Source organism: Nocardia sp. NPDC003726, from assembly GCF_053586955.1.
Genome location: NZ_JBSFNF010000006.1, coordinates 132,702 through 154,618, shown reverse-complemented (window position 1 = coordinate 154,618; position 21,917 = coordinate 132,702). Strand labels below are relative to the sequence as shown.

General features: G+C 68.1%; 19 protein-coding genes and 1 tRNA gene. 12 read left to right on the top strand and 8 right to left on the bottom strand.

From position 1 onward, the window contains the following. Positions 1-34 precede the first annotated feature (34 nt). Positions 35-1,066, bottom strand: coding sequence for a HoxN/HupN/NixA family nickel/cobalt transporter (locus tag ACWDMM_RS10675; RefSeq protein ID WP_449937059.1), 1,032 nt, complete (start codon positions 1,064-1,066; stop codon positions 35-37). A 513-nt stretch (positions 1,067-1,579) separates the two neighbouring features. Here ACWDMM_RS10675 and ACWDMM_RS10670 point away from each other — a divergent pair. Beyond that, complete coding sequence (locus tag ACWDMM_RS10670) at positions 1,580-2,653, top strand: nitric oxide synthase oxygenase (protein WP_449937057.1); 1,074 nt, start codon at positions 1,580-1,582, stop codon at positions 2,651-2,653. A gap of 403 nt (positions 2,654-3,056) precedes the next feature. Here the strand turns inward: ACWDMM_RS10670 and ACWDMM_RS10665 are convergent. The 3 genes from ACWDMM_RS10665 to ACWDMM_RS10655 form a co-directional block, all read right to left on the bottom strand. Continuing rightward, positions 3,057-3,141 (bottom strand) — tRNA-Ser (locus tag ACWDMM_RS10665). 24 nt (positions 3,142-3,165) lie between these two features. Continuing rightward, the gene (locus ACWDMM_RS10660; RefSeq protein ID WP_397069289.1) at positions 3,166-3,666 is read right to left on the bottom strand and encodes a MarR family winged helix-turn-helix transcriptional regulator; all 501 of its coding nucleotides are present in this window, start codon (positions 3,664-3,666) and stop codon (positions 3,166-3,168) included. Between the two features lie 41 nt (positions 3,667-3,707). Beyond that, positions 3,708-4,886, bottom strand: a complete 1,179-nt coding sequence (locus ACWDMM_RS10655; protein ID WP_357108727.1) for an alpha-hydroxy-acid oxidizing protein — start codon at positions 4,884-4,886, stop codon at positions 3,708-3,710. A 117-nt stretch (positions 4,887-5,003) separates the two neighbouring features. On the opposite strand from ACWDMM_RS10655, the gene ACWDMM_RS10650 reads away from it, so the two are divergent. After that, positions 5,004-5,993: an NAD(P)H-quinone oxidoreductase gene (locus tag ACWDMM_RS10650; RefSeq protein WP_195079734.1), complete on the top strand. Its 990-nt coding sequence runs from the start codon at positions 5,004-5,006 to the stop codon at positions 5,991-5,993. A 7-nt stretch (positions 5,994-6,000) separates the two neighbouring features. On the opposite strand, the gene ACWDMM_RS10645 is transcribed toward ACWDMM_RS10650, so the two are convergent. Beyond that, entirely contained in the window at positions 6,001-7,203 is a 1,203-nt protein-coding gene (locus ACWDMM_RS10645; RefSeq protein ID WP_195079733.1) for a cysteine desulfurase-like protein, read from the bottom strand. A gap of 252 nt (positions 7,204-7,455) precedes the next feature. On the opposite strand from ACWDMM_RS10645, the gene ACWDMM_RS10640 reads away from it, so the two are divergent. From ACWDMM_RS10640 to ACWDMM_RS10610, 7 genes are all read left to right on the top strand, one after another. Beyond that, positions 7,456-8,058 carry a bacterial proteasome activator family protein gene (locus tag ACWDMM_RS10640; RefSeq protein ID WP_195079732.1) on the top strand — a complete coding sequence of 201 codons (603 nt, stop codon included), beginning with the start codon at positions 7,456-7,458 and terminating at the stop codon, positions 8,056-8,058. A 225-nt stretch (positions 8,059-8,283) separates the two neighbouring features. Then, entirely contained in the window at positions 8,284-9,165 is an 882-nt protein-coding gene (wzm, locus tag ACWDMM_RS10635; protein ID WP_195079731.1) for a galactan export ABC transporter permease subunit Wzm/RfbD, read from the top strand. A 10-nt stretch (positions 9,166-9,175) separates the two neighbouring features. Continuing rightward, positions 9,176-10,015, top strand: a complete 840-nt coding sequence (gene wzt, locus ACWDMM_RS10630) for a galactan export ABC transporter ATP-binding subunit Wzt/RfbE (protein ID WP_195079730.1) — start codon at positions 9,176-9,178, stop codon at positions 10,013-10,015. A gap of 220 nt (positions 10,016-10,235) precedes the next feature. Further along, positions 10,236-11,243, top strand: a complete 1,008-nt coding sequence (glfT1, locus tag ACWDMM_RS10625) for a galactofuranosyltransferase GlfT1 (RefSeq protein ID WP_323124459.1) — start codon at positions 10,236-10,238, stop codon at positions 11,241-11,243. Between the two features lie 243 nt (positions 11,244-11,486). Then, positions 11,487-12,533 (top strand): ribosome small subunit-dependent GTPase A, encoded by a 1,047-nt coding sequence (gene rsgA / locus ACWDMM_RS10620; protein ID WP_449937050.1) that lies wholly within the window; start codon positions 11,487-11,489, stop codon positions 12,531-12,533. Positions 12,534-12,589: 56 nt separating this feature from the next. Continuing rightward, positions 12,590-13,303, top strand: coding sequence for a hypothetical protein (locus ACWDMM_RS10615; protein WP_449937048.1), 714 nt, complete (start codon positions 12,590-12,592; stop codon positions 13,301-13,303). Positions 13,304-13,446: 143 nt separating this feature from the next. Continuing rightward, entirely contained in the window at positions 13,447-14,298 is an 852-nt protein-coding gene (locus tag ACWDMM_RS10610) for an SDR family oxidoreductase (RefSeq protein ID WP_357108735.1), read from the top strand. A gap of 60 nt (positions 14,299-14,358) precedes the next feature. On the opposite strand, the gene ACWDMM_RS10605 is transcribed toward ACWDMM_RS10610, so the two are convergent. Both ACWDMM_RS10605 and ACWDMM_RS10600 read right to left on the bottom strand, forming a co-directional pair. After that, positions 14,359-16,275 carry a glycosyltransferase gene (locus ACWDMM_RS10605; RefSeq protein ID WP_449937046.1) on the bottom strand — a complete coding sequence of 639 codons (1,917 nt, stop codon included), beginning with the start codon at positions 16,273-16,275 and terminating at the stop codon, positions 14,359-14,361. 134 nt (positions 16,276-16,409) lie between these two features. Continuing rightward, entirely contained in the window at positions 16,410-16,946 is a 537-nt protein-coding gene (locus ACWDMM_RS10600) for a GtrA family protein (RefSeq protein WP_449937043.1), read from the bottom strand. Between the two features lie 144 nt (positions 16,947-17,090). On the opposite strand from ACWDMM_RS10600, the gene ACWDMM_RS10595 reads away from it, so the two are divergent. Both ACWDMM_RS10595 and ACWDMM_RS10590 read left to right on the top strand, forming a co-directional pair. Further along, a complete protein-coding gene (locus ACWDMM_RS10595; protein ID WP_195079725.1) occupies positions 17,091-18,059 on the top strand; it encodes a glycosyltransferase in 969 nt (322 codons plus the stop codon). Further along, positions 18,056-19,648 (top strand): DUF2142 domain-containing protein, encoded by a 1,593-nt coding sequence (locus ACWDMM_RS10590; protein ID WP_449937039.1) that lies wholly within the window; start codon positions 18,056-18,058, stop codon positions 19,646-19,648. The genes ACWDMM_RS10595 and ACWDMM_RS10590 overlap by 4 nt, the downstream gene beginning before the upstream one ends. Positions 19,649-19,666: 18 nt before the next feature. Here the strand turns inward: ACWDMM_RS10590 and rfbB are convergent, their stop codons facing one another. After that, positions 19,667-20,683 (bottom strand): dTDP-glucose 4,6-dehydratase, encoded by a 1,017-nt coding sequence (gene rfbB / locus ACWDMM_RS10585; RefSeq protein ID WP_195079723.1) that lies wholly within the window; start codon positions 20,681-20,683, stop codon positions 19,667-19,669. A 306-nt stretch (positions 20,684-20,989) separates the two neighbouring features. Here rfbB and ACWDMM_RS10580 point away from each other — a divergent pair, with 306 nt between their 5' ends. Continuing rightward, entirely contained in the window at positions 20,990-21,697 is a 708-nt protein-coding gene (locus tag ACWDMM_RS10580) for a hypothetical protein (RefSeq protein ID WP_195079722.1), read from the top strand. Positions 21,698-21,917: the final 220 nt, after the last annotated feature.

Below are 21,917 nucleotides of genomic sequence, written 5' to 3'. Positions count from 1 at the left end.
GGGCCGACGGAAGGCCGTCGCCGTGTCCGAGAACTCACCGTGCGGCCAGACCGTCCTGCCAGCGCCGCTCCACTCCGGCGAAACGCCACACCGCGACGGCGATCGCCCAGGTGAGCACGAACAGCCCGACGATGATGTACCCGAGATCGCCCAGGTCGAGGTTCCCGATCCAGGCGACGACGCCCGATTCGACCTCCAACCGCTCGGCGAAGATGGAGACGATCTCCTGCCCGCCGATCAACAGCGCCACCGCCACCGACAGGCCGGTGATCACCAGGTTGTAGTAGATCTTGCGCACCGGTTTCGCGAAGGCCCAGTCGTAGGCGAAGCTCATGAACGATCCGTCCAGCGAGTCGAACAGCGCCATGCCCGCCGAGAACAGCACGGGCAGCACCAGGATCGAATACCAGGGCAGGCCGGTCGCCGCCGCGCCGCCCGCGATCACGAGCAGACCGACCTCGGTGACGGTGTCGAAACCGAGGCCGAACAGCACGCCCACCGGATACATGTGCCTCGGCCTGCGGACGAGGCCGAGCACCGGCCGCAGCGCCCGGTTGAGCAGGCCCCGGCTGTCGAGCTGCCGTTCCAGCTGCGCCTCGTCGAATTCGCCGCGGCGCATCTGCCGGAATACCCGCCAGATCCCCACCAGCGAGACCAGATTGAGCAGACCGATCAGGATCAGGAACGTGCCCGAGACGCTGGTGCCCCACAGGCCGGTCCAGCGTTGCAGGGCCGAATCCTCGTCTTCCAAGCTGGACGCCAGCGCCCGCACCCCGAACGCGAGCAACGCCACGAGCGCGAACACCACGGTGGAATGGCCCAGCGCGAACCACAAGCCCACCGTCTGGACCTTCCGCTTGCCGCTCTCCGCCACCAATTTTCGCGTGGTGTTGTCGATGGCGGCGATGTGGTCGGCGTCGAACGCGTGCCGCATGCCGAGCGTGTACGCCGTCACCCCGAGGCCGACGCCGAAGACCGATCCGTCGATCACATAGTGGTTCGGCGCGACGAACAGCAGAAGCGTCCCCCAGCCGAGGACGTGCAGGGCGACGACGGTGACAGTCATTCCGATGACACTGCGCACGAGTGAACCCCTCGACCCCCGAAACGACGACCTGCCAACGATACTCGACCGCGCCGGCACGAGTCCGCTTCTCCGGGCGATCCAGCAAATCCAGCAAATCGTGGCACACCGTCAGCACACCCGCCGTACGCTGAGCGCCGGGCCTTTTCCGGGTATCGAACTAGGACGGGCATGATCACGTATCAACGCCACTGGCGTCGAGGTCACGGCACTGAGCTTCGCCGCTCCGTACAGACCGGCCGCCCGGTTCGCAGCCGCGACGGCCCCGGCGTCTTCTGAGTTGGGCTCGAATGAAAGCTATTTCGTGGCATCTAGCCGGGGGATTTCCCGCGAGGAAAGCGGCGCCCGCTGCGCTTCCCGCGCGTATTCCGCTCGATTCGTCTGTTCCACCGCAGCACTCATGCCCGACCGGAGAACACCGTGAATCCAGTGTCACCCGTTTCGATCGAGAACGTAACGGATACAAAGTCTTCTTCAGCCGATCTGCAACGCCGGATGCGGGAGTGTGACGAGTTCTTCCGGCTGCCCGAATTGGCGCACCTGAGCGCGCAGCGCCGCCGCTGCGCACTGGAGCAACTCGAACAAACCGGCTCCTATCTCCAGACCGCGGAGGAAATCCTGATCGGAGCCAGACTCGCCTGGCGCAACCACGCTCGCTGCGTGGGGCGCAAGCATTGGCGCTCGTTGAAACTGCTCGACGCCCGACGGGTCCGCTCGGCGCGCGATCTGGCCGAAGTCTGCTGGCAGCACCTGCACATGGCGACCAACAACGGCGCCATCCAGTCGATGATCACCGTAGGGCCGCCGCGGCAGCCGGACGGGTGCGAGTTCCGCATCGTCAGCCCGCAGATCATCCGCTACGCGGGCTATCGCAACGGGGACGGCACGGTCACCGGCGACGCCGCCAACGTCGAACTCACCGAACTCGCCATGGAGCTCGGGTGGCGTGGCGCCGGAACGCCTTTCGACATCCTCCCGCTGCTGATCAGTGCGCCGGACGAGCCGATACGCTGGTTCGACATTCCGCCCGAGCTCGCACGCGAGGTGCACCTCGAACACCCGGAGTTCGAGTGGTTCGCCGGTCTGGGCCTGCGCTGGCACGCGCTGCCCGCGGTGTCGAACATGAATCTCGAGGTCGGCGGCATGACGTATCCGTTCGCGCCGTTCAACGGCTGGTATCTGGGCGCGGAGATCGGCGCGCGCAATCTCAGCGACGCCAACCGCTACAACATGCTCCCGCTGATCGCGGAGATGATGTGCCTGGACACCCGGGCGGAGCGCAACCTCTGGCGCGATCAGGCTCTGGTCGAACTCAACCGCGCGGTGCTGCACAGCTTCCGCAAGGCGGGCGTGTCCATCGTCGACCACCACACCGTCGCCAAACAGTTCTGCGATCACGTCAAGCGCGAGGAGGCCGCCGGCCGCGCCTGCCCCACCGACTGGTCCTGGATCAACCCGCCGATCTCCTCCGGCCTCACCCCCACCTTCCACCGCTACTACGACCCACCCGACCTCGACATCCGGCCCAACTTCGTCCGCAGGGACTTCCGCACCGACGCGGCCCTGTAACCAGCGCGGATTCGAAGCGAACGGTGCCGAACCATATTCGGCCCACCCATCAGCGAAAGTCCTGACGACAGAAGGCCCGGCCATCGGCAGGTGACCGCACCGCAGACCAGCGGCCGGGCCATCGGAAGTGACTCGACTGCCGGCCAAAGGCCCAGCCATCGGCAAGTGCCACCCATCAGCGGGCAAGCCCAACCACCAGCAGGCAAACCGACCCCAGCGGAAGTACAACAACCAGCAGGTGGCCCGACCACCAGCGGGAAGCCCAACGGCGAGCGGCCCGACCATAAGCGGGGGTCCGGGGGCGAAGCCCGCCGGGCGGGGTGCGGGGGTTGCACCCCCACAAAACATTGCGAAACGAGCCCCGGCTCATGCTCCATGAGCATGGCTCACCCAGCGAGTGGAGCGGAGACGGAGGGATTTGAACCCCCGGTCGCTCTCGCGACGCTCGCTTTCAAGGCGAGTGCATTCGGCCGCTCTGCCACGTCTCCAGGGACCTGATCGTAGCGGACGGCTCAGCCGGAGTGCTTGCCGATTTCCTCGTCGACGCGGCCGAAGACGTCGGCGATCACCTCGAGCTGGGCCGGGGCGAGTAGATCGATGAAATGGCTGCGGACGGCCTCGACGTGTCCTGGCGCGGCGGCTTGCAGGCGGCGCAGGCCCTCGTCGGTGAGTTCGGCCAGCACGCCGCGGCCGTCTTCGAGGCAGGTGTTGCGGCGGACCATCTGCTGCGCCTCCAGCCGCCGGATCTGATGGGTCAGCTTGCTGCGCGAGGACAGCACGCCGTCGGCCAGCTCGCTCATCCGCAACGAGCGGTCGGGCGCTTCGGAGAGCAGGACGAGGATCCGGTATTCGGCGACGGTCAGGTCGCTGTCACGTTGCAGCTGACGATTCAGTGCCGTCATCAGGCGCTGATGGCCGTCCATGTAGGCGCGCCATGCGCGCTGCTGGGCCGGGGTGAGCCAGCGCGGCTCGGCCACGACGCGACCGCTCGGTTCGGGATGCACGGTGGTCATTCTATGCGCGGCGAACTGCGGAAATGGGCAACTTCCGCAGGTCAGCGCACCGTGGACAGCAGTGCGCGGTTCACCGCGGCCGGGTTCGTGCACCCGGCGAGCCCGAGCGCGGAGTCGAAATCGGCGAGCAACGTGCGCAGCGCGTGCGTTACCCCCGCGGCGCCCGCCAGGCCGAGTCCGTAGGCCCACGGCCGCCCGTACAACACCGCCTTCGCGCCCAGAGCCAGCGCGACCAGCACGTCGGACCCGGTGCGCAGCCCGGAGTCGAACAGCACGTCGGCGCGGTCGCCGATGGTGGCCACCACCGCGGGCAGCGCGTCCAGCGCCGCGATCGAGCCGTCCACCTGGCGGCCGCCGTGATTGCTCACCACGACCGCGTCGGCGCCCGCGTCCACCGCCTGGCGGGCGTCGTCAGGGTGCAGGATGCCCTTCACCGCGATCGGAAGGTCGGTCCATTCTCGCAGCAGCGCGAGGTCGGCGAGCCGTAGCGCGTGATTGCCGAACAGTCCCACCCAGGTGAGGATGGCCGCGCGCATCGCCTCCTCGCTCTCCTCCGGCGCGGCGGGCAGCTTGGCACGGAACACCGGATCGGACAGATAGTTGGCGATGCCCTTGCCGTGCAGGAACGGCAGGTGCGCCTGTTCCAGGTCGCGCGGCCGCCACCCCAGGACCGGAGTGTCCACGGTGACCACGATCGCCGAAGCACCGGCCCGCTCGGCGCGCCGGACGAAAGAGCAGGCCAGTTCCTCGTCCGCGGGCCAGTACAGCTGGTACCACCACGGCCCCGCCGCCGCGCCGACGTCCTCGATGGTCGAGGAAGCGGCGGTGGACAGCACCGTGCCGATGCCGAGTTCCTTCGTCACCTCGGCGACGATCACCTCGCCGTCTTCGTGCAGGAGTTCCAGGACGCCGATCGGCGCGGTGAGCACGGGTGCGGCCAATTTCGTTCCGAGCACCTCGACGGACAGGTCCCGCGCGCCGGGGCCGGTGGAGCCGCGCAGCATCCGAGGCAGGATGCGGTAGCGGTCGAAGGCGGACCGATTTGCCGCGGCGGTGCGTTCCGCCGAGGCGCTGCCCGCCACGTAGGCGAACGCGGCCGGATCCAGCCGTTGCTGCGCCAGCGACTCCAAACCCGCTGCGGTCATGGGCAATTCGGGTGTCACGCCACCCAGGCCGCCGAGGTAGATCTCGTTCTGGAAATCGATGAAGCCGCCACTCACCAACCGAACGGTAGTCCGTGACGCCGGTCACCGCAGGCCGCTTGCCGGATCGGTCCGGAAACGCCGGCTCGGGGGGCCAGCGCGCGGGTGTCGTTCCGCGCGGAGCACTATGGCACGGTGCGCGCGATTGATCTGAACGGTGCCGGCGGTCCCGAGGTCATGGTCTTGTCCGAGGTGCCGGAACCGAAACCGGGACACGGGGAAGTGCTCATCGAGGTGGCCGCCGCGGGCGTCAACCGGGCCGACCTGTTGCAACGTCAGGGTTTCTATCCGCCCCCGCCGGGCGCCAGCCCGCTGCTCGGCCTGGAATGCTCCGGCGTGATCGCCGGAATCGGCGACGGAGTACGCGACTGGGCGGTCGGCGACCGCGTATGCGCGCTACTGTCCGGCGGCGGCTATGCCGAGCGGGTCGTAGTGCCCGCCACCCAGGTGCTTCCGGTCCCGGACGGTCTCGATATCGGGGCCGCTGCCGGGCTGCCGGAGGTGGCGGCCACCGTGTGGTCGAACTTGGTGATGACGGCGGGTCTGCGGGCCGGTCAGCTGGTGCTGATCCACGGCGGCGGCAGCGGGATCGGCACGCACGCCATCCAGGTCGCCAAAACCATCGGCGCGCGCGTCGCGGTGACCGCTGGATCGGCAGAGAAGCTGGCGCGCTGCGCGGAGCTCGGGGCGGACGTGCTGATCAACTACAAGCAGGACGACTTCGTCGCCGCCGTGCGCGCCGAGCGCTCGGGCGCGGACGTCATCCTCGACAACATGGGCGCGGCCTACCTGGGACGCAACGTCGACGCGCTGGCCGAGCACGGCCACCTCGTGGTGATCGGCATGCAGGGCGGGGTGACCGCCGAACTGAACCTGGGCGTGCTGCTGCGCAAATGGGGCACGGTCCACGCGACCAACGTGCGCGCGCGGCCCGCGACCGGCCCGGGCAGCAAAGCCGAGATCGTGGCCGAGGTGCGCAAGCAGCTGTGGCCGTTGATCGCCGACGGCACGGTGGCGCCCGTCATCGCGGCCGAAGTGCCGATCGAAGAGGCCGCCGAAGCACACCGGCTGCTGGATTCCGGCGAGGTGTTCGGCAAGGTGGTGCTGCGAGTAGCCGACCTGTGAGCGGCGCTCACTCCAGCGCCAGCAGCGCCCTGCCGAGCTGATCGATCTCGAACTTGGTGGTGTAGGGCGCGAGGCCGATGGTCACCGCGCCGCCCTCGTCGTTGACGCCGAGCGCGTCCAGCAGCCTGCTGCCGCCGTGCACGCCGCTCACCGTGCCGATCCGGTTGTCGGCGAGCTTCGCCGCGACCTTCTCCGCCTGCATGCCAGCGAGGGTGAAGCTGACCGTGGGAATGCGGGTGGACGCACGGCCGATCACGGTGAGACTGGGGATCGAGTCGAGCACGCTCATCAAGTGCTCGAACAGCTGGTCGTGGTAGTCCTGCAACGAGGTGATCGACATCTCCAGCCGCTCGCGCCGGGTGCCGTGCGCCCGCTCGTCCAGCCCGGCCAGGAAGTCGATCGAGGTGGTCAGGCCGGCGAGCAACGCGTACTGGTGCCCGCCGACCTCGAGCCGCTCGGCGCCCTTGGCGTAGGGGTTGAGCGACATGGACGGGATCCGGTCCAGGAACGCGGGGTCGCGGAAGACCAGCGCGCCGATCTGCGGACCGCCCCATGCCGGGGCGCTCAGCGCGACGACGTCGGCGTTCAGTTCCTCGATGTCGATCAGCGCGTAGGGCGCGGCGCCGAACGCGTCCGCCACCAGCAGGCCGCCCACCTCGTGCACCCGGTCCGCGGCCACTCGCACCGCGGGCGCCGAGCCGACGATGGGCGAGGCCGCGGTGAGCGCGACCAGGCGCGCCGTCGGTCCGATCAGCTCTTCGAACTGCCAGGACGGCATCTCGCAGGTCTCGATCTCCACCTCCGCCCAGCGCACGTGCGCGCCGTAGCGGTTGGCGATGCGCAGCCACGGCGCGACGTTGGCCTCGTCGTCCAGCCGGGAGAGCACGATGCCGGTGCCGAGGCCGAGACGGGAACTCAGGGATTCGGCGAGCCAGGCCAGCAGCACCGCGCGGTCGGGGCCGAGCACGACACCCGCCGGGTCGCCGCCGACCAGGTCCGCCACGGCTTCGCGAGCCGCGTCCAGAATCGCCGCGCTGCGCACGGCCGCGGCGGTTCGGCCGATATGGGAGAAAGAAGAGGTTCGAAAACCCGTGGAAACCGCTCGGGATACCGCGTCCGGGACCAGCATCCCCGCTTGCGGGTCGAGATGGATCCAGCCGTCGCCCAGGGACGGTATCAGGCCCCGAACCCGCGCGACGTCGTAAGTCATGCTGGCCACTCTAAGGGCAGCGGGCGAGCCTGTGTAACCGCGTTCCCCTCCACATCGTGGCGAGAGCACAGCGACCTGGGACTCAGCATGGCGACCGACTTTCGACAAATCCGAACCACACGACCCGAACAGAATAGAACGCCGGCTCGCACGGCGGTGCGTACCGGCGACACGCGCCGCACCCTGCCCGGTGCGCCCGCCCGCGGAGCACCGGCTTAGCGCGTTCCGAGCGAACACGACATGATAGGGACCATGACGCACTCGGACGAGGCACCGGACCACATCGTCGTTGTCGGACCCGACGGCAGGCCGTTGGCCATCCCCGCCGCTGCCGGATCGGAGGCGCCCTTCACCGCGCAGGTGGTGACCGACGATAACAAGGACAAGAAGGACGACCGGGACGACGCCGGCGAGTCGCTCGCCGACATGGTCGAGCAGCCCGCGAAGGTCATGCGGATCGGCACCATGATCAAGCAGCTGCTCGAGGAAGTGCGCGCCGCTCCGCTGGACGAGGCCAGCCGCAATCGCCTCAAGGAGATCCACACGTCCTCGGTGCGTGAGCTGGAGCAGGGCCTGGCCCCCGAACTGCGCGACGAGCTCGAGCGGCTCACCCTGCCGTTCACCGACGACGCCGTACCTTCCGACGCCGAGCTGCGGATCGCGCAGGCCCAGCTGGTCGGCTGGCTGGAGGGCCTGTTCCACGGCATCCAGACCGCGCTGTTCGCCCAGCAGATGGCCGCCCGCGCGCAGCTCGAGCAGATGCGTCAGGGCGCGCTGCCGCCCGGACTCAATGCCGCCGACCCGCGCGGCGGCCAAGCCGGTCACGTCACCGGCGGTTCCGGCCAGTACCTGTGAGACCGGCGACGCGCGTGTGCCACACGTGGGCGGGAAGCCGCCGGGGTAGTCTCGTGCACCGTGCCCGCCGCTGCCGCTCGCTCCGACTCGGTCTCCGAACCGGGTGCGGTGCGTCCTGAAGAGAGCTCAGTTGGTTCCGATGACCAAGCGCGTTCAGATGACAGCTCGCCGACCCCATCGGGCGAGCACACGGGTCCGTCCGGCGACGACGCACCGGAGGCCGCGGTGAGCGCGGCCGCACCGGAGACGCAGACCCTGCACGCCGGTGCCACCGAGGCGAAGATCGTGCCCGACTCGCAGACGTTCCGGCGCGCGTTCCAGGACTTCGCAGGCGGCTTCGCCCAGCGGGAGTTGTGGCTGTCGCTCGGCTGGCAGGACATCAAGCAGCGCTACCGCCGCTCGGTGCTGGGGCCGTTCTGGATCACCATCGCCACCGGCTTGCAGGCCGTCGCGATGGGTGTGCTGTACGCGGCGCTGCTCGGCCAGCCGCTGCGCGAGTACCTGCCGTACGTGACGGTCGGGCTGATCATCTGGAATGTGATCAGCGCGAGCATCCTGGAGGGTTCGGAGGTCTTCATCGCCAACGAGGGCCTGATCAAGCAGCTTCCCTCGGCGCTGAGCGTGCACGTCTACCGGTTGGTGTGGCGGCAACTGCTGTTCTTCGCCCACAACATGGTCATCTACCTGGTGATGCTCGCCGCGTTCGGGGTGTGGCGCCATCTCGGGGTGGCCAGCCTCATGGCGATTCCGGCGATCGCGCTGATCTTCCTGAATTCGATGTGGGTGTCGATCGTGTTCGGCATCTTCAGCACGCGTTACCGCGACATCGCGCCGATTCTCGGCAGCACAACACTCATGCTGTTCGTGCTGACCCCGGTCATGTGGACGACCAAGACGCTGCAATCGCAGATGGGCAACGGCGACCGCGCGAAGCTGGCCGAACTCGTGCCGACGTTCCACTATCTCGAAATCGTCCGGGCGCCCCTGCTCGGCGAACCGCAGGAACCGCGGCACTGGGTGGTGGTCGGCGTGATCACCCTGCTGGGCTGGATCGTGGCGATCCTCGCCATGAAGCAGTTCCGTTCGCGCGTACCGTACTGGGTATAGGAGCGCCCCGATGAGTCGTGTGAGTATCGAGACCCAGGAGGCCTGGGTCGAATTCCCGATCTTCGACGCCAAATCGCGGTCGTTGAAAAAGGCGTTCCTCGGCAAGGCGGGCGGCGCGATCGGACGCAACAAATCCGACGTCGTCGTGGTCGAGGCCCTGCGGGACATCAACCTGTCGCTGAAAGAGGGCGACCGGGTCGGCTTGGTCGGGCACAACGGCGCGGGCAAATCGACGCTGCTGCGCCTGCTTTCGGGGATCTACGAGCCCTCGCGCGGCAGCGCGCGCATCCGCGGACGGGTGGCGCCGGTGTTCGACCTCGGCGTCGGCATGGATCCGGAAATCTCCGGGTACGAGAACATCATCATCCGGGGGCTGTTCCTCGGGCAGACTCGCAAGCAGATGCTGTCGAAGATCGATGAGATCGCGGATTTCACCGAGCTCGGCGAATACCTGTCCATGCCGCTGCGCACCTATTCCACCGGTATGCGGGTGCGTCTCGCGATGGGCGTGGTCACTTCGATCGATCCGGAGATCCTGCTGCTCGACGAGGGCATCGGTGCGGTCGACGCGGAATTCATGAAGAAGGCCCGCAAGCGGTTGCAGTCGCTGGTGGCGCGTTCGGGCATCCTGGTCTTCGCCAGCCATTCCAACGAATTCCTTGCGCAACTGTGCGATACGGCGCTGTGGATCGACCACGGCCAGATCCGGTTGCGTGGCGGCATCGAAGAAGTGGTGCGAGCCTATGAGGGGCCGGAGGCGGGGAATCACGTCGCGACCGTGCTGCGCGAGATGGAAGCCGAACGGGCCGAGAAGTCGGACGACCGAGAATTGGAGCGGAACCAGGCATGAGCGGTCAGGCCCGGAGGCGGCAGCGAAGCGTAACCACGCAGCGCCCCGCTCATGCCGACAACCGACACAGTATGAGCGGTCAGGCCCGGAGGCGGCAGCGAAGCGTAACCACGCAGCGCCCCGCTCATGCCGACAACCGACACAGCATGAGCGGTCAGGCCCGGAGGCGGCAGCGAAGCGTAACCACGCAGCGCCCCGCTCATGCCGGAAAGGCCGCAGCATGAGTGAGCCGACCGGGCAGGACACCCCGATCGACGAAGGGGCGCAGGCCCGGATCGGCTCCGTGCCGGAGGATGTCGTCGAACTCGCCGCGAAGTCCGTAGCGGCGGAGCCGAACGCACAGCAGCGCATCGTGGCCGTCGTGGTCACGCACAAGCGCCGCGAACTGCTCGCCGAGTCGCTGAAGGTCGTCACCTCGCAGACCCGGCCGGTGGATCACCTGATCGTGGTGGACAACGGCAACGAATCCGAGGTCGCCGATCTGGTGCGCGACCAACCGGTGGAGTCCACCTACCTGGGCTCGGCGCACAATCTCGGCGGCGCGGGCGGGTTCGCGCTCGGCATGCTGCACGCGTTGAGCATCGGCGCGGACTGGGTGTGGCTGGCCGACGACGACGGCAGACCCGAAGGCCCCGACGTGTTGTCCACGCTGCTGGACTGCGCGAGCCGGCACGGTTTGGTCGAGGTCTCACCGGTGGTCTGCGATATCGACGAGCCCGACCGTCTCGCCTTCCCGCTGCGCCGCGGCGTGGTCTGGCGCAGGCTGCGCTCGGAACTCGGCGACGACGATTTCCTCCCCGGCATCGCCTCGCTGTTCAATGGCGCGCTGATCTCCGCGCAGGCGGTGGACGTGATCGGCGTGCCCGACCTGCGCCTGTTCGTGCGCGGTGACGAGGTGGAGGTGCATCGCAGGCTGGTGCGCTCGGGGCTGCCGTTCGGCACCTGCCTGCAGACGGCGTATCTGCATCCCAACGGCGCCGCCGAGTTCAAGCCGATTCTCGGCGGGCGGATGCACACGCAATACCCCGACGATCCGGTGAAGCGCTATTTCACCTACCGCAATCGCGGCTACCTGATGTCTCAGCCCGGTATGCGAAAGCTGCTGCCGCAGGAGTGGATTCGCTTTTCCTGGTTCTTCCTCGTCACCCGCCGCGACCCGGCGGGCCTGCGCGAATGGTTCCACCTGCGCTCCCTCGGCCGGCACGAGCAGTTCGGCAAACCGGACTGAGGCCGGGTAGCGCATCGGCTCGATGCGCGAGGCCCGAAATTCGGTTGCGAGCGGCGGGGGGCGGATGCGAAGGTGATGGGGACTGCGAGAGAGGTAAGGAGGTGTGGACCGTGACGAGGAACGTTCGGGTTGCCGTGCTCAGGCGCGCTGACGTCCGTCATGCCGCCACACGAAACTCCCCCTCATTCTCCGCTCGCTGAACCCTCCGTCGGGTTCGGCGCCCGACGAAGGATTCCTTCCATCATGGTCGACCACGACCTTCTCGTCCCTTACGGCTGGACCGAAGCCGTCGCCTCGCATTACGCCTCGATGATCGAGGAAGACTGTGTGCCCGCGCGTGTGATCCGGATGGATCGCAGTGAATGCGACGTCGCCACGCCGAACGGGCTCACCCGCGCCCGTTGCCCGCGCCCCGATTCCGAGGTCGGCGGACTGTGCACCGGCGACTGGGTGACCATCGATGCCGGCTCCGCGGTGCGCCGGTTGCTGCCGCGCCGGTCGGCGATCACGCGGTCCTCCGCATCCGGCCGATCGCATGGCCAAGTGCTCGCCGCCAATGTCGACACCGTGCTGATCTGCACCGCCGCCGACGGCGACGTGGATCTCGGCCGCATCGAACGCATGCTCGCGCTCGTCTGGGAGAGCAACGCCCAGCCGATCGTGCTGCTCACCAAGGCCGACGCGGCCGAAGACCTTCCGCTCGCCCAGGTCCGCGCCGCGGCACCTGGCGCAGCCGTGCTCGAGGTGAGCGCGAGCACCGGCCTCGGGCTCGACGTGCTCACGGCGCTGCTCGACGGCACCGTCGCGCTGCTCGGACCCTCCGGCGCTGGGAAGTCCACCCTCGCCAACGCGCTGCTCGGCGCGGAGGTCTTCGCCACCAACGCGGTCCGCGACACCGACAAGAAAGGCAGGCACACCACGGTGCACCGGGAGCTGCGCCCGCTGCCCGGCGGCGGCACCCTGATCGACACCCCCGGGCTGCGCGGCGTCGGACTGTGGGACGCGGGCGAAGGCATCGAGAAGACCTTCAGCGACATCGAAACCCTTGCCGCGCAGTGCCGTTTCGGCGACTGCGCTCACCACGGCGAACCGGGGTGCGCCGTGCGGGAGGCGATCGACAACGGCGAACTCACCCAGCGCAGGCTCGACAGCTACGACAAGCTGGCGCGGGAGAACGAGTGGATGCTGGCGCGCACCGACAAGCGGCTGCGAGCCGAACGCGAGCGAGCCTGGCGGGACATCACCAAGCACCACCGCAAGATGTTCCGGGAACGGAACTCGCGACGCTGATCGAGCGGGGGCACGGTAGGGTGCCCCTCGCATCGTTCGCTATCTGGGAGGGATAGATGAGTCAGCCCGGCGGGTACCCGCCACCCGGTCAGCAGCCCGGCCAATGGCCCGGACAGCCGACATTCGGTCAGCAGCCGCCAGTCGGCCAGTACCCGCCGCCGCAGGCGCCCGCGCAGTACGCGCCGCCCGCGGGGCAGCATCCGAGTCAACCGCACCTCGCCCAACCGCAGCCGGGCCAGCCGCCGTACGGGCAGCCTGCGCCCCAATTCGGCCAGCAGGCACCGCAGTACGGGCAGCCGCAGCCCTACGGGCAGCCGCCGTATGGCCAGCCGCAACCGTACGGTCAGCCGCAACAGTTCGGTCCGCAGGGCTACGGCGCGCCCGCTGATCCGCCTGGCATCACCATCGATGCCTCGTATTCGCTCTGGACGTTCATGCTCGCGCTGACCAAGCCGAAGATCTTGGTCAACGGGCAGCGTGTGCCCAACACCCGCTGGGGCGCGAACCACATTCCGGTCGGCCCCGGCCAGTACCACGTCCGGGTCACCACCCCCTGGTTGTTCGACATGGGTCCGGCCAACGTGACCGTGCCGATCGCCGAGGGGCAGGCCACCCGGTTCTACTACAAGGCGCCGGTGGTGATCTTCCTCAACGGCGCGATCGGGCCGGTTCCGCAGAAGGCGCCGGGCATGCTGTTCCTGTACATCGTGTGGGCCCTGGTCGGCCTGATGTTCCTGCTGAACATCGTGCTGATCGCCGCGACGGCCTGAACCGAGAGAGGGCACCGGCGCGCCGGTGCCCTCTCTTCGCACCTGCTATGCAACTGGTTGCATAGCGAGCGGGTTTACGATTGGTCTGCAAGCGCGTACAGCCGCGGGCTGCTGCCTGCGGCGGAAACGAAGGAGCAGGTCAGATGACGGAACCGGGATCCAAGCCGCTAGCGGGCCGGACGATGATCATGTCCGGCGGCAGTCGCGGCATCGGGCTGGAGATCGCCAAGCGGGCCGCGGCCGACGGCGCGAACATCACCCTGATCGCGAAGACCGATCAGCCGCATCCCAAGCTGCCCGGCACCATCCACACCGCCGCCGCGGAACTCGAGGCGGCCGGCGGGCAGGTGCTGCCGTTCGTGGGCGACGTCCGCGTCGACGAGTCGGTGGCCGAGGCCGTGCGCCGGACGGTCGAGCGGTTCGGCGGCATCGACATCGTGGTGAACAACGCCTCCGCGATCGACCTGTCCCCCACCGACGCGCTGCCGATGAAGAAGTACGACCTGATGCAGGACATCAACTGCAGGGGCAGCTTCCTGCTGTCCAAACTGAGCATCCCGCATCTGCGCGAATCGGCGAAGGCCGGGCGCAACCCGCACATCCTGACGCTGTCCCCGCCGCTCAACCTGGACCCCAAGTGGGCGGGCATGGCGCTGGGCTACACCATCGCCAAGTACGGCATGTCGCTGACCACGCTGGGGCTGGCCGAGGAACTCAAGGGCGACGGCATCGGCGTCAACTCGCTGTGGCCGCGCACCACGATCGCCACCGCGGCGGTGAAGAACCTGCTCGGCGGCGAGGAGATGATCTCCACCTCCCGCACCCCCGACATCTACGCCGACGCCGCCTACCTGGTGCTGACCTCGCCCGGCAAGGAGACCAGCGGCAACTTCTTCATCGACGACGAGGTCCTGGCCGCGCACGGCATCACCGACCTGGACAAGTACCGCGTCACGCCCGGCGACGGCGAATTGACCACCGACCTCTTTCTCTGACGCGCGCAAGATACGGGCATGCCCCCGGAACCGGTCAACGCGGTTTCGGGGGCACTCGGATCAGGCGCGCCGAGCGCCGGACTTCTCGATCCCGTACAACCGTTCCCAGTTCTCGCGGCTGGTCAGCTCCGGCATGGCGGCGCGGTACTGCGCCTGCAGGGCGGGCAGCTCCCGGCGCAAGCGCCGCAGCACACGCACCATGCGACGCAGCAATCGCAGCGCGCGGGCCTTGTCGCGCTGACGCACACGGACGCCGGATTGCGAGGCGTCGGTGACCACCACGTGGTCGAACAGCGAGACATGCCACCAGTAGGCGTCTTCCCTGGTGACGCCGATGATGCCGTGCTGGGTGCGGCCGAGCCACTGATTGATCGCGCGCTTGATCAAGACCAATTTCGCGCGACTGGGTTCGCCACCGGCACGGCGCAGCTGGATGTCCGCCGAGCGGACCGGCGGGGTCGCGGCCGGATGCTTGATCGTCTCCGGGTAGTCCGCCCGGCTGCTGCGCGCGGCGGCCAGCGCTTCGATCCCGCCGTCGTGCAGCACCTTCGGGCCTTTCAAGAAGTCTTCGATGCCTTGCAGCGTGGTGTGCACCAGGCCGTATTGCATCGCGACCAACTGCTCGGCCATCTCACGGAACAGCCTGCCCGCGATGTCCTTACCGTCCAGCTCGGTGTGCAGCGAGCCGACGATCAGCGAGTTGCGGGTGCTGAAGTAGCGCGCCCAGTCGTCGTAGTCCTTCCAGTAGAAGTCCGCGTGCCAGACCGCGGCGTTGGGCAGCGTGACGGTGACGAAACCGTGCTCGCGCGCCCGGATGCCGTATTCCACGTCGTCCCACTGGAAGAAGATCGGGATCGGCAGGCCGATCTTCGCGACCACCTCGGCCGGGATGAGGCAGGTCCACCAGGCGTTGTAGCCGGCGTCGACGCGGCGCTCCTGGTTCTTCTTCAGCATGCTGGTGTTGCGCAGCGCCTTGGGCACCTTCTGGCCGTGCCGCAGCCGGTTCAGGTGCACCTCCTCGGCGCCGACGTTGAGGTAATCGGGGTTGAGCAGGAACAACATCTGCGCGCCGACCAGAGTTGGCTCGACCGTCAGGTTGGCGAACGCGTTCAGGCGCAGCACCGTCTCCGGTTCGCACAGGATGTCGTCGTCCATCAGGATGACGTCGGCGTGCTCGTTGACCGCCGACACCTCGTAGAGCCCACGGGTGAAGCCGCCCGCGCCGCCGAGGTTCGGCTGACGCAGGTAGCGCAGCTTCTCGCCGAAGACCGGCGCGACCTCCTGGTAGCGCGGCCGGTTCTCCACCAGATCGGTGCCCTGATCGACGACGTACACCGCATCGATGGCGGCCAGCACGGTCGGATCGGAGGACAGCGCCGCGACCGTCTCGGCGCAGTCGGCGGCCCGGTTGAAGGTGCAGATCGCGATGGCGACCGGGCGGACGCGTTCCGGCGCGACGGCGCTCCAGGCCAGCTCCGCGATGCCGAGCGCGCCGCCGACGGCGTCGAACTCCAGCCACAGCGCGCCGCCGTCGACGTACTGGTCGAGCGGGGCGGTCAGGGTGACCGAACCGCTCGCGGCGACCCGCTGGGTGTCGATGATCCTGCGGTGACCCGCGATGTCGGAGGCCACCAGGCGGATGTTCGCCTTGGCGGCGACGTCGAGCACCATGGTGACCCGCACCTCGGTGACCGTGGTCCAACGCTGCCAGTAGCTGGCGGCGAACCGGCCGAAGTAGGTGTTTGTGTGCGCGCTCGCGCCCTTGTCCAAGCGCAGGGTCTGGCGGTCGCGGTGCGCGCCACCCTTCACGACGGCGTACAACTCGTCGCTCACCTTCGCCGAAGGACCGGTGAAGATACCGCGCTGGAGCACGAGCCGGTCCGGCGCCCGATGGTCGGCGCGCAGCGCGGCAGGCGCCTCAGCGGCCGTCGAGCGATCGTTTGTTTCGGTAACGGCCTCGATAGCCGACTGATCCATGAAATCCTCGAAATTCTCATTGTGCCGGACGGGACAGACACGCCCCTCGATGCCTTCACGGCGGGGGTGAGGATATCAACCGCCCTGTGCGGTTGCCCGCCGTACAGCCACGCCGACGTGTGCACGAAGCATTGCTAAACGTTCGCCGATTCGTTGTCGGTGGCGCCGCCATCGCCCGCGCGCGCTCCGGTGAAGACGAACTTGTCGTAGGCCCAGTACCGGAAAATCACGGCCACGATCTGCCCGATCAACGTACCGGAGATGTTGTCCGACAGCGGGCTCGACAGGTCGAGCACGTAGCGGGAGAAGCCGAGACAACCGAGTTGCAGGCCGATCGCGATCACGTTGAACACGGTGTACAACAGGTACTCGCGCCCGGGGTTGTCGGTCTGTTTGTGCGCGAAGGTCCACCATTTGTTGCCGAAATAGGTCACCACCGTCGCCACCGCGATCGCGATGATCTTGGCAGGCAGTGGGTAGTGATAGAGCACGCCCTCGCCACCCCAGAAGACCAGGAGGTTGTACGTGCCCGCGTCGACCAGGAAGCCGACGGCGCCGACCACCAGGAAGGCCCCGCCTCGGCGCAGCGCGCTCAGCACCTTGCCGACGACCGCTCCGGTCTCCTGCGTCACTGGCTCGCCCGCTGGCGCGGTGGACTCACTGGATGGCACGGCCCGACGGTACCGCAGGAACACCCGAGCCCCCGCGCGGGGAAATTCCGCTCCCGCGGACGGTGAGGTCGGCCACGCGCAAGCTGTGAGTTCCCTGTACCCTCCCCGTGTTCCCACATTCACCGATCGCGAGGATTGACCCGGGTGGACTCCACCGAGCTCCGTATTGCCGCCGTGGTTCCGTGTCACAACGAAGAGGCCTCGGTCGCCAAGGTCGTGGCCGATCTGCAGGCCGCCGTGCCGGGAATCGTCGTCTACGTCTACGACAATCTGAGCACGGACAAGACCGCCGAGCGCGCCCGCGAGGCCGGAGCGATCGTGCGGTACGAGAACACCAAGGGCAAGGGCAATGTGGTGCGCCGCGCCTTCGCCGACATCGAGGCCGACGTGTACTTGATGATCGACGGCGACGACACCTACGAGGCGTCCGCCGCGCCGATGATGATCAAGACGCTGCTCGACGGCCCCTACGACCATGTGCTCGGCGTGCGCAAGCAGGACGAGGGCGCCTCGGCCTACCGCGCTGGGCACGAGACCGGCAACAAGGTGCTCAACGGCGTGGTCGGGAAGGTGTTCGGCGAGAACGTCGAGGACATGCTCTCCGGCTTCCGGGTGTTCTCCCGCCGCTTCGTGAAGAGCTTCCCCGCGGTGTCCCGCGAATTCGAGATCGAGACCGAGCTCACGGTGCATTCCCTGCACCTACGGGTGCCGCAGACCGCGGTGCCGGTCGGCTTCCGCGACCGTCCCGCTGGCAGCGAGAGCAAGCTGCGCACCTATCACGACGGCTTCAAGATCCTCGCCTTGATCATCGGACTGGCCCGCCACGAGCGGCCGGTCGCGTTCTACGGCCTGTTCGGCACGCTGAGCTGGCTGGTCTCGATCATCCTGACCATCCCGATCATCGTGGAGTTCTACAACAGCCACACGGTGCCGCGGTTCCCGACGCTGTTCCTCGGCTTCACCTTGCTGCTGCTGGGCAGCCTCGCCTGGACCGCGGGCCTGATCCTCGACGGCATCCGGCGCTCCAGGCACGAGGCCGCGCGCCTGGTCTACCTGCGCTACCACGCGGTGGGTGCGGAGGACCCGCACGGCAACGGCGGAGCCGAACGGTGACGACCTCGGCGGATCGAACCGCCACGCCGGAAGAGAATCCGGTCGAGCCATCGGACACCGCACCGCTACCCGCGACCGACACCGCACCGCTTCCCGCGTTGGACGCCGAAGAGGCGGCCAACGGCTCGGACCGGTCCGCGAAAGGCCGGGCGGCGCGCGTGGTGACGCGCTTGGGCGCGGCGACGATCGCCTTCACGCTGCTCGCGACCATCTTCGGCGCGCTGTTCACCGTTCTGGCCCCGCCGTTCTGGGGACATGACGAGATCACCCAGTTCGGTCGCGCCTACCAGGTCGCCCACGGCGGATTCCTGCCGCAGCGGATCCACGACGATCGCGGCATCGCCTACGGCGGAGACGTCCCGGCCAGCATCACCGAGCTGATGGGCTACGCCCTGCGGGACTACACCACCAACCCCGAAGAGCCGGACCCCATGGTGGCCGACCCGGCGCGCTACGACCAATTGACCGGCGCCGCGGTCTCGGACGCCACCGAACCGGTGTGGTTCACCAACACCGCGGCGTACTCGCCGGTGCCCTACATCCCGGCCGCCATCGGCATCCGCCTCGGCGAGCTCTTCGGACTGAACGTGGGCGGCCTGCTGCTGCTCACCCGGTTCGCCGGGCTGGCGGCCTACCTCGCCGTGGTCGGATTCGGCCTGTACGCCTTGCGCGCGCACCGGGTGCAGTGGCTGGCGTTCACCGTCGCCGTGCTGCCGATCGCGGTGTTCCAGGCGGGGACGGTCACCGCGGACACCATGACCAACGCACTGGCCATCCTGGTCTCGGCGCTGCTGGTGAAGGCCGTGTTCCTCGGCGAGCGCCTGAACCGGGCCGAGATCGGCGCGCTGCTGGCCGCGACGATCCTGCTGCCGGTGAGCAAGCCCACCTACGTGCTGCTCGCGCTGCTGGTCGCCCTGGTGCCCGCCGATCGGTTCGGGTTCAGCGGATGGCGGCGCTGGATTCCGTGGGTCTTCGCGGCGGCCGGAGCGCTGGCGTTCGCGGTGTGGATGAAGATCGCCGCGCCGACCGGCGACGGCATGGGCCTGATGCGGCCGCCGCACCAGTGGCATTCGGTGCGGCCAGGCGACCAGCTCAGCGGCATCCTGCGGGATCCGCCGGAGTTCGCGCACGTGTTCGGCGAGAGCATCGCCCTGCGTGACCAGCGCTGGTTCAGCCAGTTCTTCGGCGAACTCGGCTTCGCCTACGTCGACGTGCCCGCCCTGTCCATGCTGGCCTGCCTGCTGGCGTTCGCGGTGAGCATCGGCGTCGCGGAGCGGATGACCGCACCGGCTTTCCGCCGCACCCTGATCGTCGCGCTCACCATGGCCGCGAGCGTCGCGATGATCTACGTGACGCTCTACATGTCCTTCACGCCGGTCGGCTACTACATCATCGACGGCGTCCAGGGCCGCTACTTCGTTCCGCTGGCGATCGTCACGCTGGCGGTGCTGCTGCGCTGGCTGCCGTTGCGGCTGACCGACGCCACCGGAAAGACACCGTCGGTGGGCCCGGCCGTCACGGTGCTGGTGGCGACGACCGTGGCGCTGGTCGCGGCGGCGGCGAAGTACTACACCATCGTCTGGGGCTGAGCGGCGCGCCGCGCGGCTTCAGTCTCCCGTCGCGCTCAGCGTCCGCTCGCCCGCGTCGGCGTAGGCCCGCTCGGTAGCGGCTTTGTGCGGACGCCACCAGGATTCGTTGTCCCGGTACCACTGGATCGTCGCCGCGAGTCCGGCGCGGAAGTCCGCGTAACGGGGGCGCCAATCGAGTTCGGAACGCAGCAGCGTCGCGTCGATCGCGTAGCGCTGGTCGTGGCCGGGCCGGTCGGTCACGTGGTCGAAGTCCTCGGGGTCGCGGCCGAACTCCGCGAGGATCATCCGCACCACCGACTTGTTGTCGAGTTGACCGTCGGCGCCGATCAGGTAGGTCTGCCCGATCCGGCCCCGGTGCAGGATCTCCCATACGGCGCGATTGTGGTCGTGGACGTGGATCCAGTCGCGCACCTGATGTCCGGCCCCGTAGAGCCGGGGGCGCACCCCATCGATCAGATTGGTGATCTGGCGCGGGATGAATTTCTCCACGTGCTGGTAGGGGCCGTAATTGTTACTGCAGTTGGAGATGGTGGCGCGCACGCCGAACGAGCGGGTCCACGCGCGCACCAGCAGATCGCTCGATGCCTTGGTGGCCGAGTACGGGCTGGACGGGTTGTACGGGGTGGTCTCGGTGAAGGCCGGGTCGTCCGGGGCGAGGTCGCCGTACACCTCGTCGGTGGAGACATGGTGGTAGCGCACGTCGTGCCTGCGCACGGCCTGGAGCAGGGAGTAGGTGCCGACGATATTGGTCTGCACGAACGGCCACGGCTCGGCGAGGGAGTTGTCGTTGTGCGACTCCGCGGCGAAGTGCACCACCGCGTCGGCGCGGCCGACCAGGTCGTCCACCAGGCCGAGGTCGGCGATGTCGCCGTGCACGAACTCGATGCGGTCGGCCACCGGGTCGAGGGAGGCCCGGTTCCCGGCATAGGTCAGGGCGTCGAGGACGGTGACGGACGTATCCGGGTGGTCGGACACGGTCTGCTGGACGAAGTTCGCGCCGATGAAACCGGCGCCACCGGTGACGAGCAATCGCACCCCATGACTGTACGTGGGGCCACGCCGCCCGGGCGACGGACTCGAAACGCGGTGTCGTCTAACCGATCTCCATGGTTCCGATCTGTGACGTTCGTCTCATTGACTTCCCAGCGTTTGGAACTCCCGGATTTGTTCGCTATCGAAAAGGCCGGTCAGCACCCCTATTTCCGCGACCCCACCACGCCGTGGGTCGCGACGGTGAACAAAATTTGAATAAACAGTCACAAAGGGTTCACCACGCGTTAGCTGCTCTAGATTTTGCTCGTCTAGTCCCCTCCGAACGCTTCAATAGAGGTTCCAAACAAAATGCTGATGAGGAAATTCGCCGCGACGTCGGCGCTGCTGATCGCCGCTCTCGGCGTCACCGCCGGCACCGTCAACGCGGCTCCGGCCTCCGAGGCCGACGGCGCGGTGAACTTCACCGCGCACGCGACCGACACCCAGTCCATCATCACGACCGATGCCGGTTCCATGGTCGTCGAGGACGGCACGTTCAAGGTCAAGGCCGCCAACGGTGACGTGCTCACCGGCATGCCGCTGACCTTCCGGGTGGACGACTTCGAGTTCCCGATCGCTGCCGAGATCGCGGACCGCACCGCCACCCTGACCCCGCAGTTCGACATGGCGCACGCGACCTACAAGCCGGTCGCCCTGCCTTTCGAGGACAAGGCGCCCTGGAAGAGCGAGTACGACCGTGAGCAGGCCGCCTTCAACCGCATGAAGGACACCATCTCCACCGGCGCCACCATCGGCACCCTGGTCGGCGGCATCGGCGGCGGCGCCGTCGGTTGCGTGCTCGGCGGCATCGCGGGCGCGACCGTCGCCTCCGCGGCCATCGTCGGCCTGTTCGGCGCGTTCATCCCGGCCGCGGCCATCGGCTGCCTCGGCGGCATCATCGCCGTCGGCGCCCTGGGCACCCTGGCGGGCCAGCTGCTGATCACCGCCCCGGTCGCCATCGGCGCCGCGATCCAGTACTTCACCACCATCAACCAGCCGTTCAACGCCCCGAAGTAATCCGCGGCCGAACGCACACAACTGAATCCATCGGAGGCCCCGCTCGCGCGTTCGCGCCGAGCGGGGCCTCCATTATTCCGTCGACGGCCGCGAAGTGAACAAATACTGAACAATATGGAACTTACAAACTTCGCCGGGTGCTGACCTGCACTATCAAGAGCGAATAACTCTCAGGTGGAATCAATTTCGTCCAGCGCGGGCCGGCGCGGAATAGCTGAAA

Bases quoted from the DNA above. Each gene is read 5' to 3' on its own strand.
- ACWDMM_RS10660 (WP_397069289.1), bottom strand. From the start codon at position 3,666: ATGACCACCGTGCATCCCGAACCGAGCGGTCGCGTCGTGGCCGAGCCG.
- ACWDMM_RS10675 (WP_449937059.1), bottom strand. From the start codon at position 1,066: ATGACTGTCACCGTCGTCGCCCTGCACGTCCTCGGCTGGGGGACGCTT.
- ACWDMM_RS10670 (WP_449937057.1), top strand. From the start codon at position 1,580: ATGCGGGAGTGTGACGAGTTCTTCCGGCTGCCCGAATTGGCGCACCTG.
- ACWDMM_RS10645 (WP_195079733.1), bottom strand. From the start codon at position 7,203: ATGACTTACGACGTCGCGCGGGTTCGGGGCCTGATACCGTCCCTGGGC.
- ACWDMM_RS10640 (WP_195079732.1), top strand. From the start codon at position 7,456: ATGACGCACTCGGACGAGGCACCGGACCACATCGTCGTTGTCGGACCC.
- ACWDMM_RS10580 (WP_195079722.1), top strand. From the start codon at position 20,990: ATGCTGATGAGGAAATTCGCCGCGACGTCGGCGCTGCTGATCGCCGCT.
- ACWDMM_RS10605 (WP_449937046.1), bottom strand. From the start codon at position 16,275: ATGGATCAGTCGGCTATCGAGGCCGTTACCGAAACAAACGATCGCTCG.
- ACWDMM_RS10610 (WP_357108735.1), top strand. From the start codon at position 13,447: ATGACGGAACCGGGATCCAAGCCGCTAGCGGGCCGGACGATGATCATG.
- ACWDMM_RS10615 (WP_449937048.1), top strand. From the start codon at position 12,590: ATGAGTCAGCCCGGCGGGTACCCGCCACCCGGTCAGCAGCCCGGCCAA.
- rsgA (WP_449937050.1), top strand. From the start codon at position 11,487: ATGGTCGACCACGACCTTCTCGTCCCTTACGGCTGGACCGAAGCCGTC.
- glfT1 (WP_323124459.1), top strand. From the start codon at position 10,236: ATGAGTGAGCCGACCGGGCAGGACACCCCGATCGACGAAGGGGCGCAG.
- wzt (WP_195079730.1), top strand. From the start codon at position 9,176: ATGAGTCGTGTGAGTATCGAGACCCAGGAGGCCTGGGTCGAATTCCCG.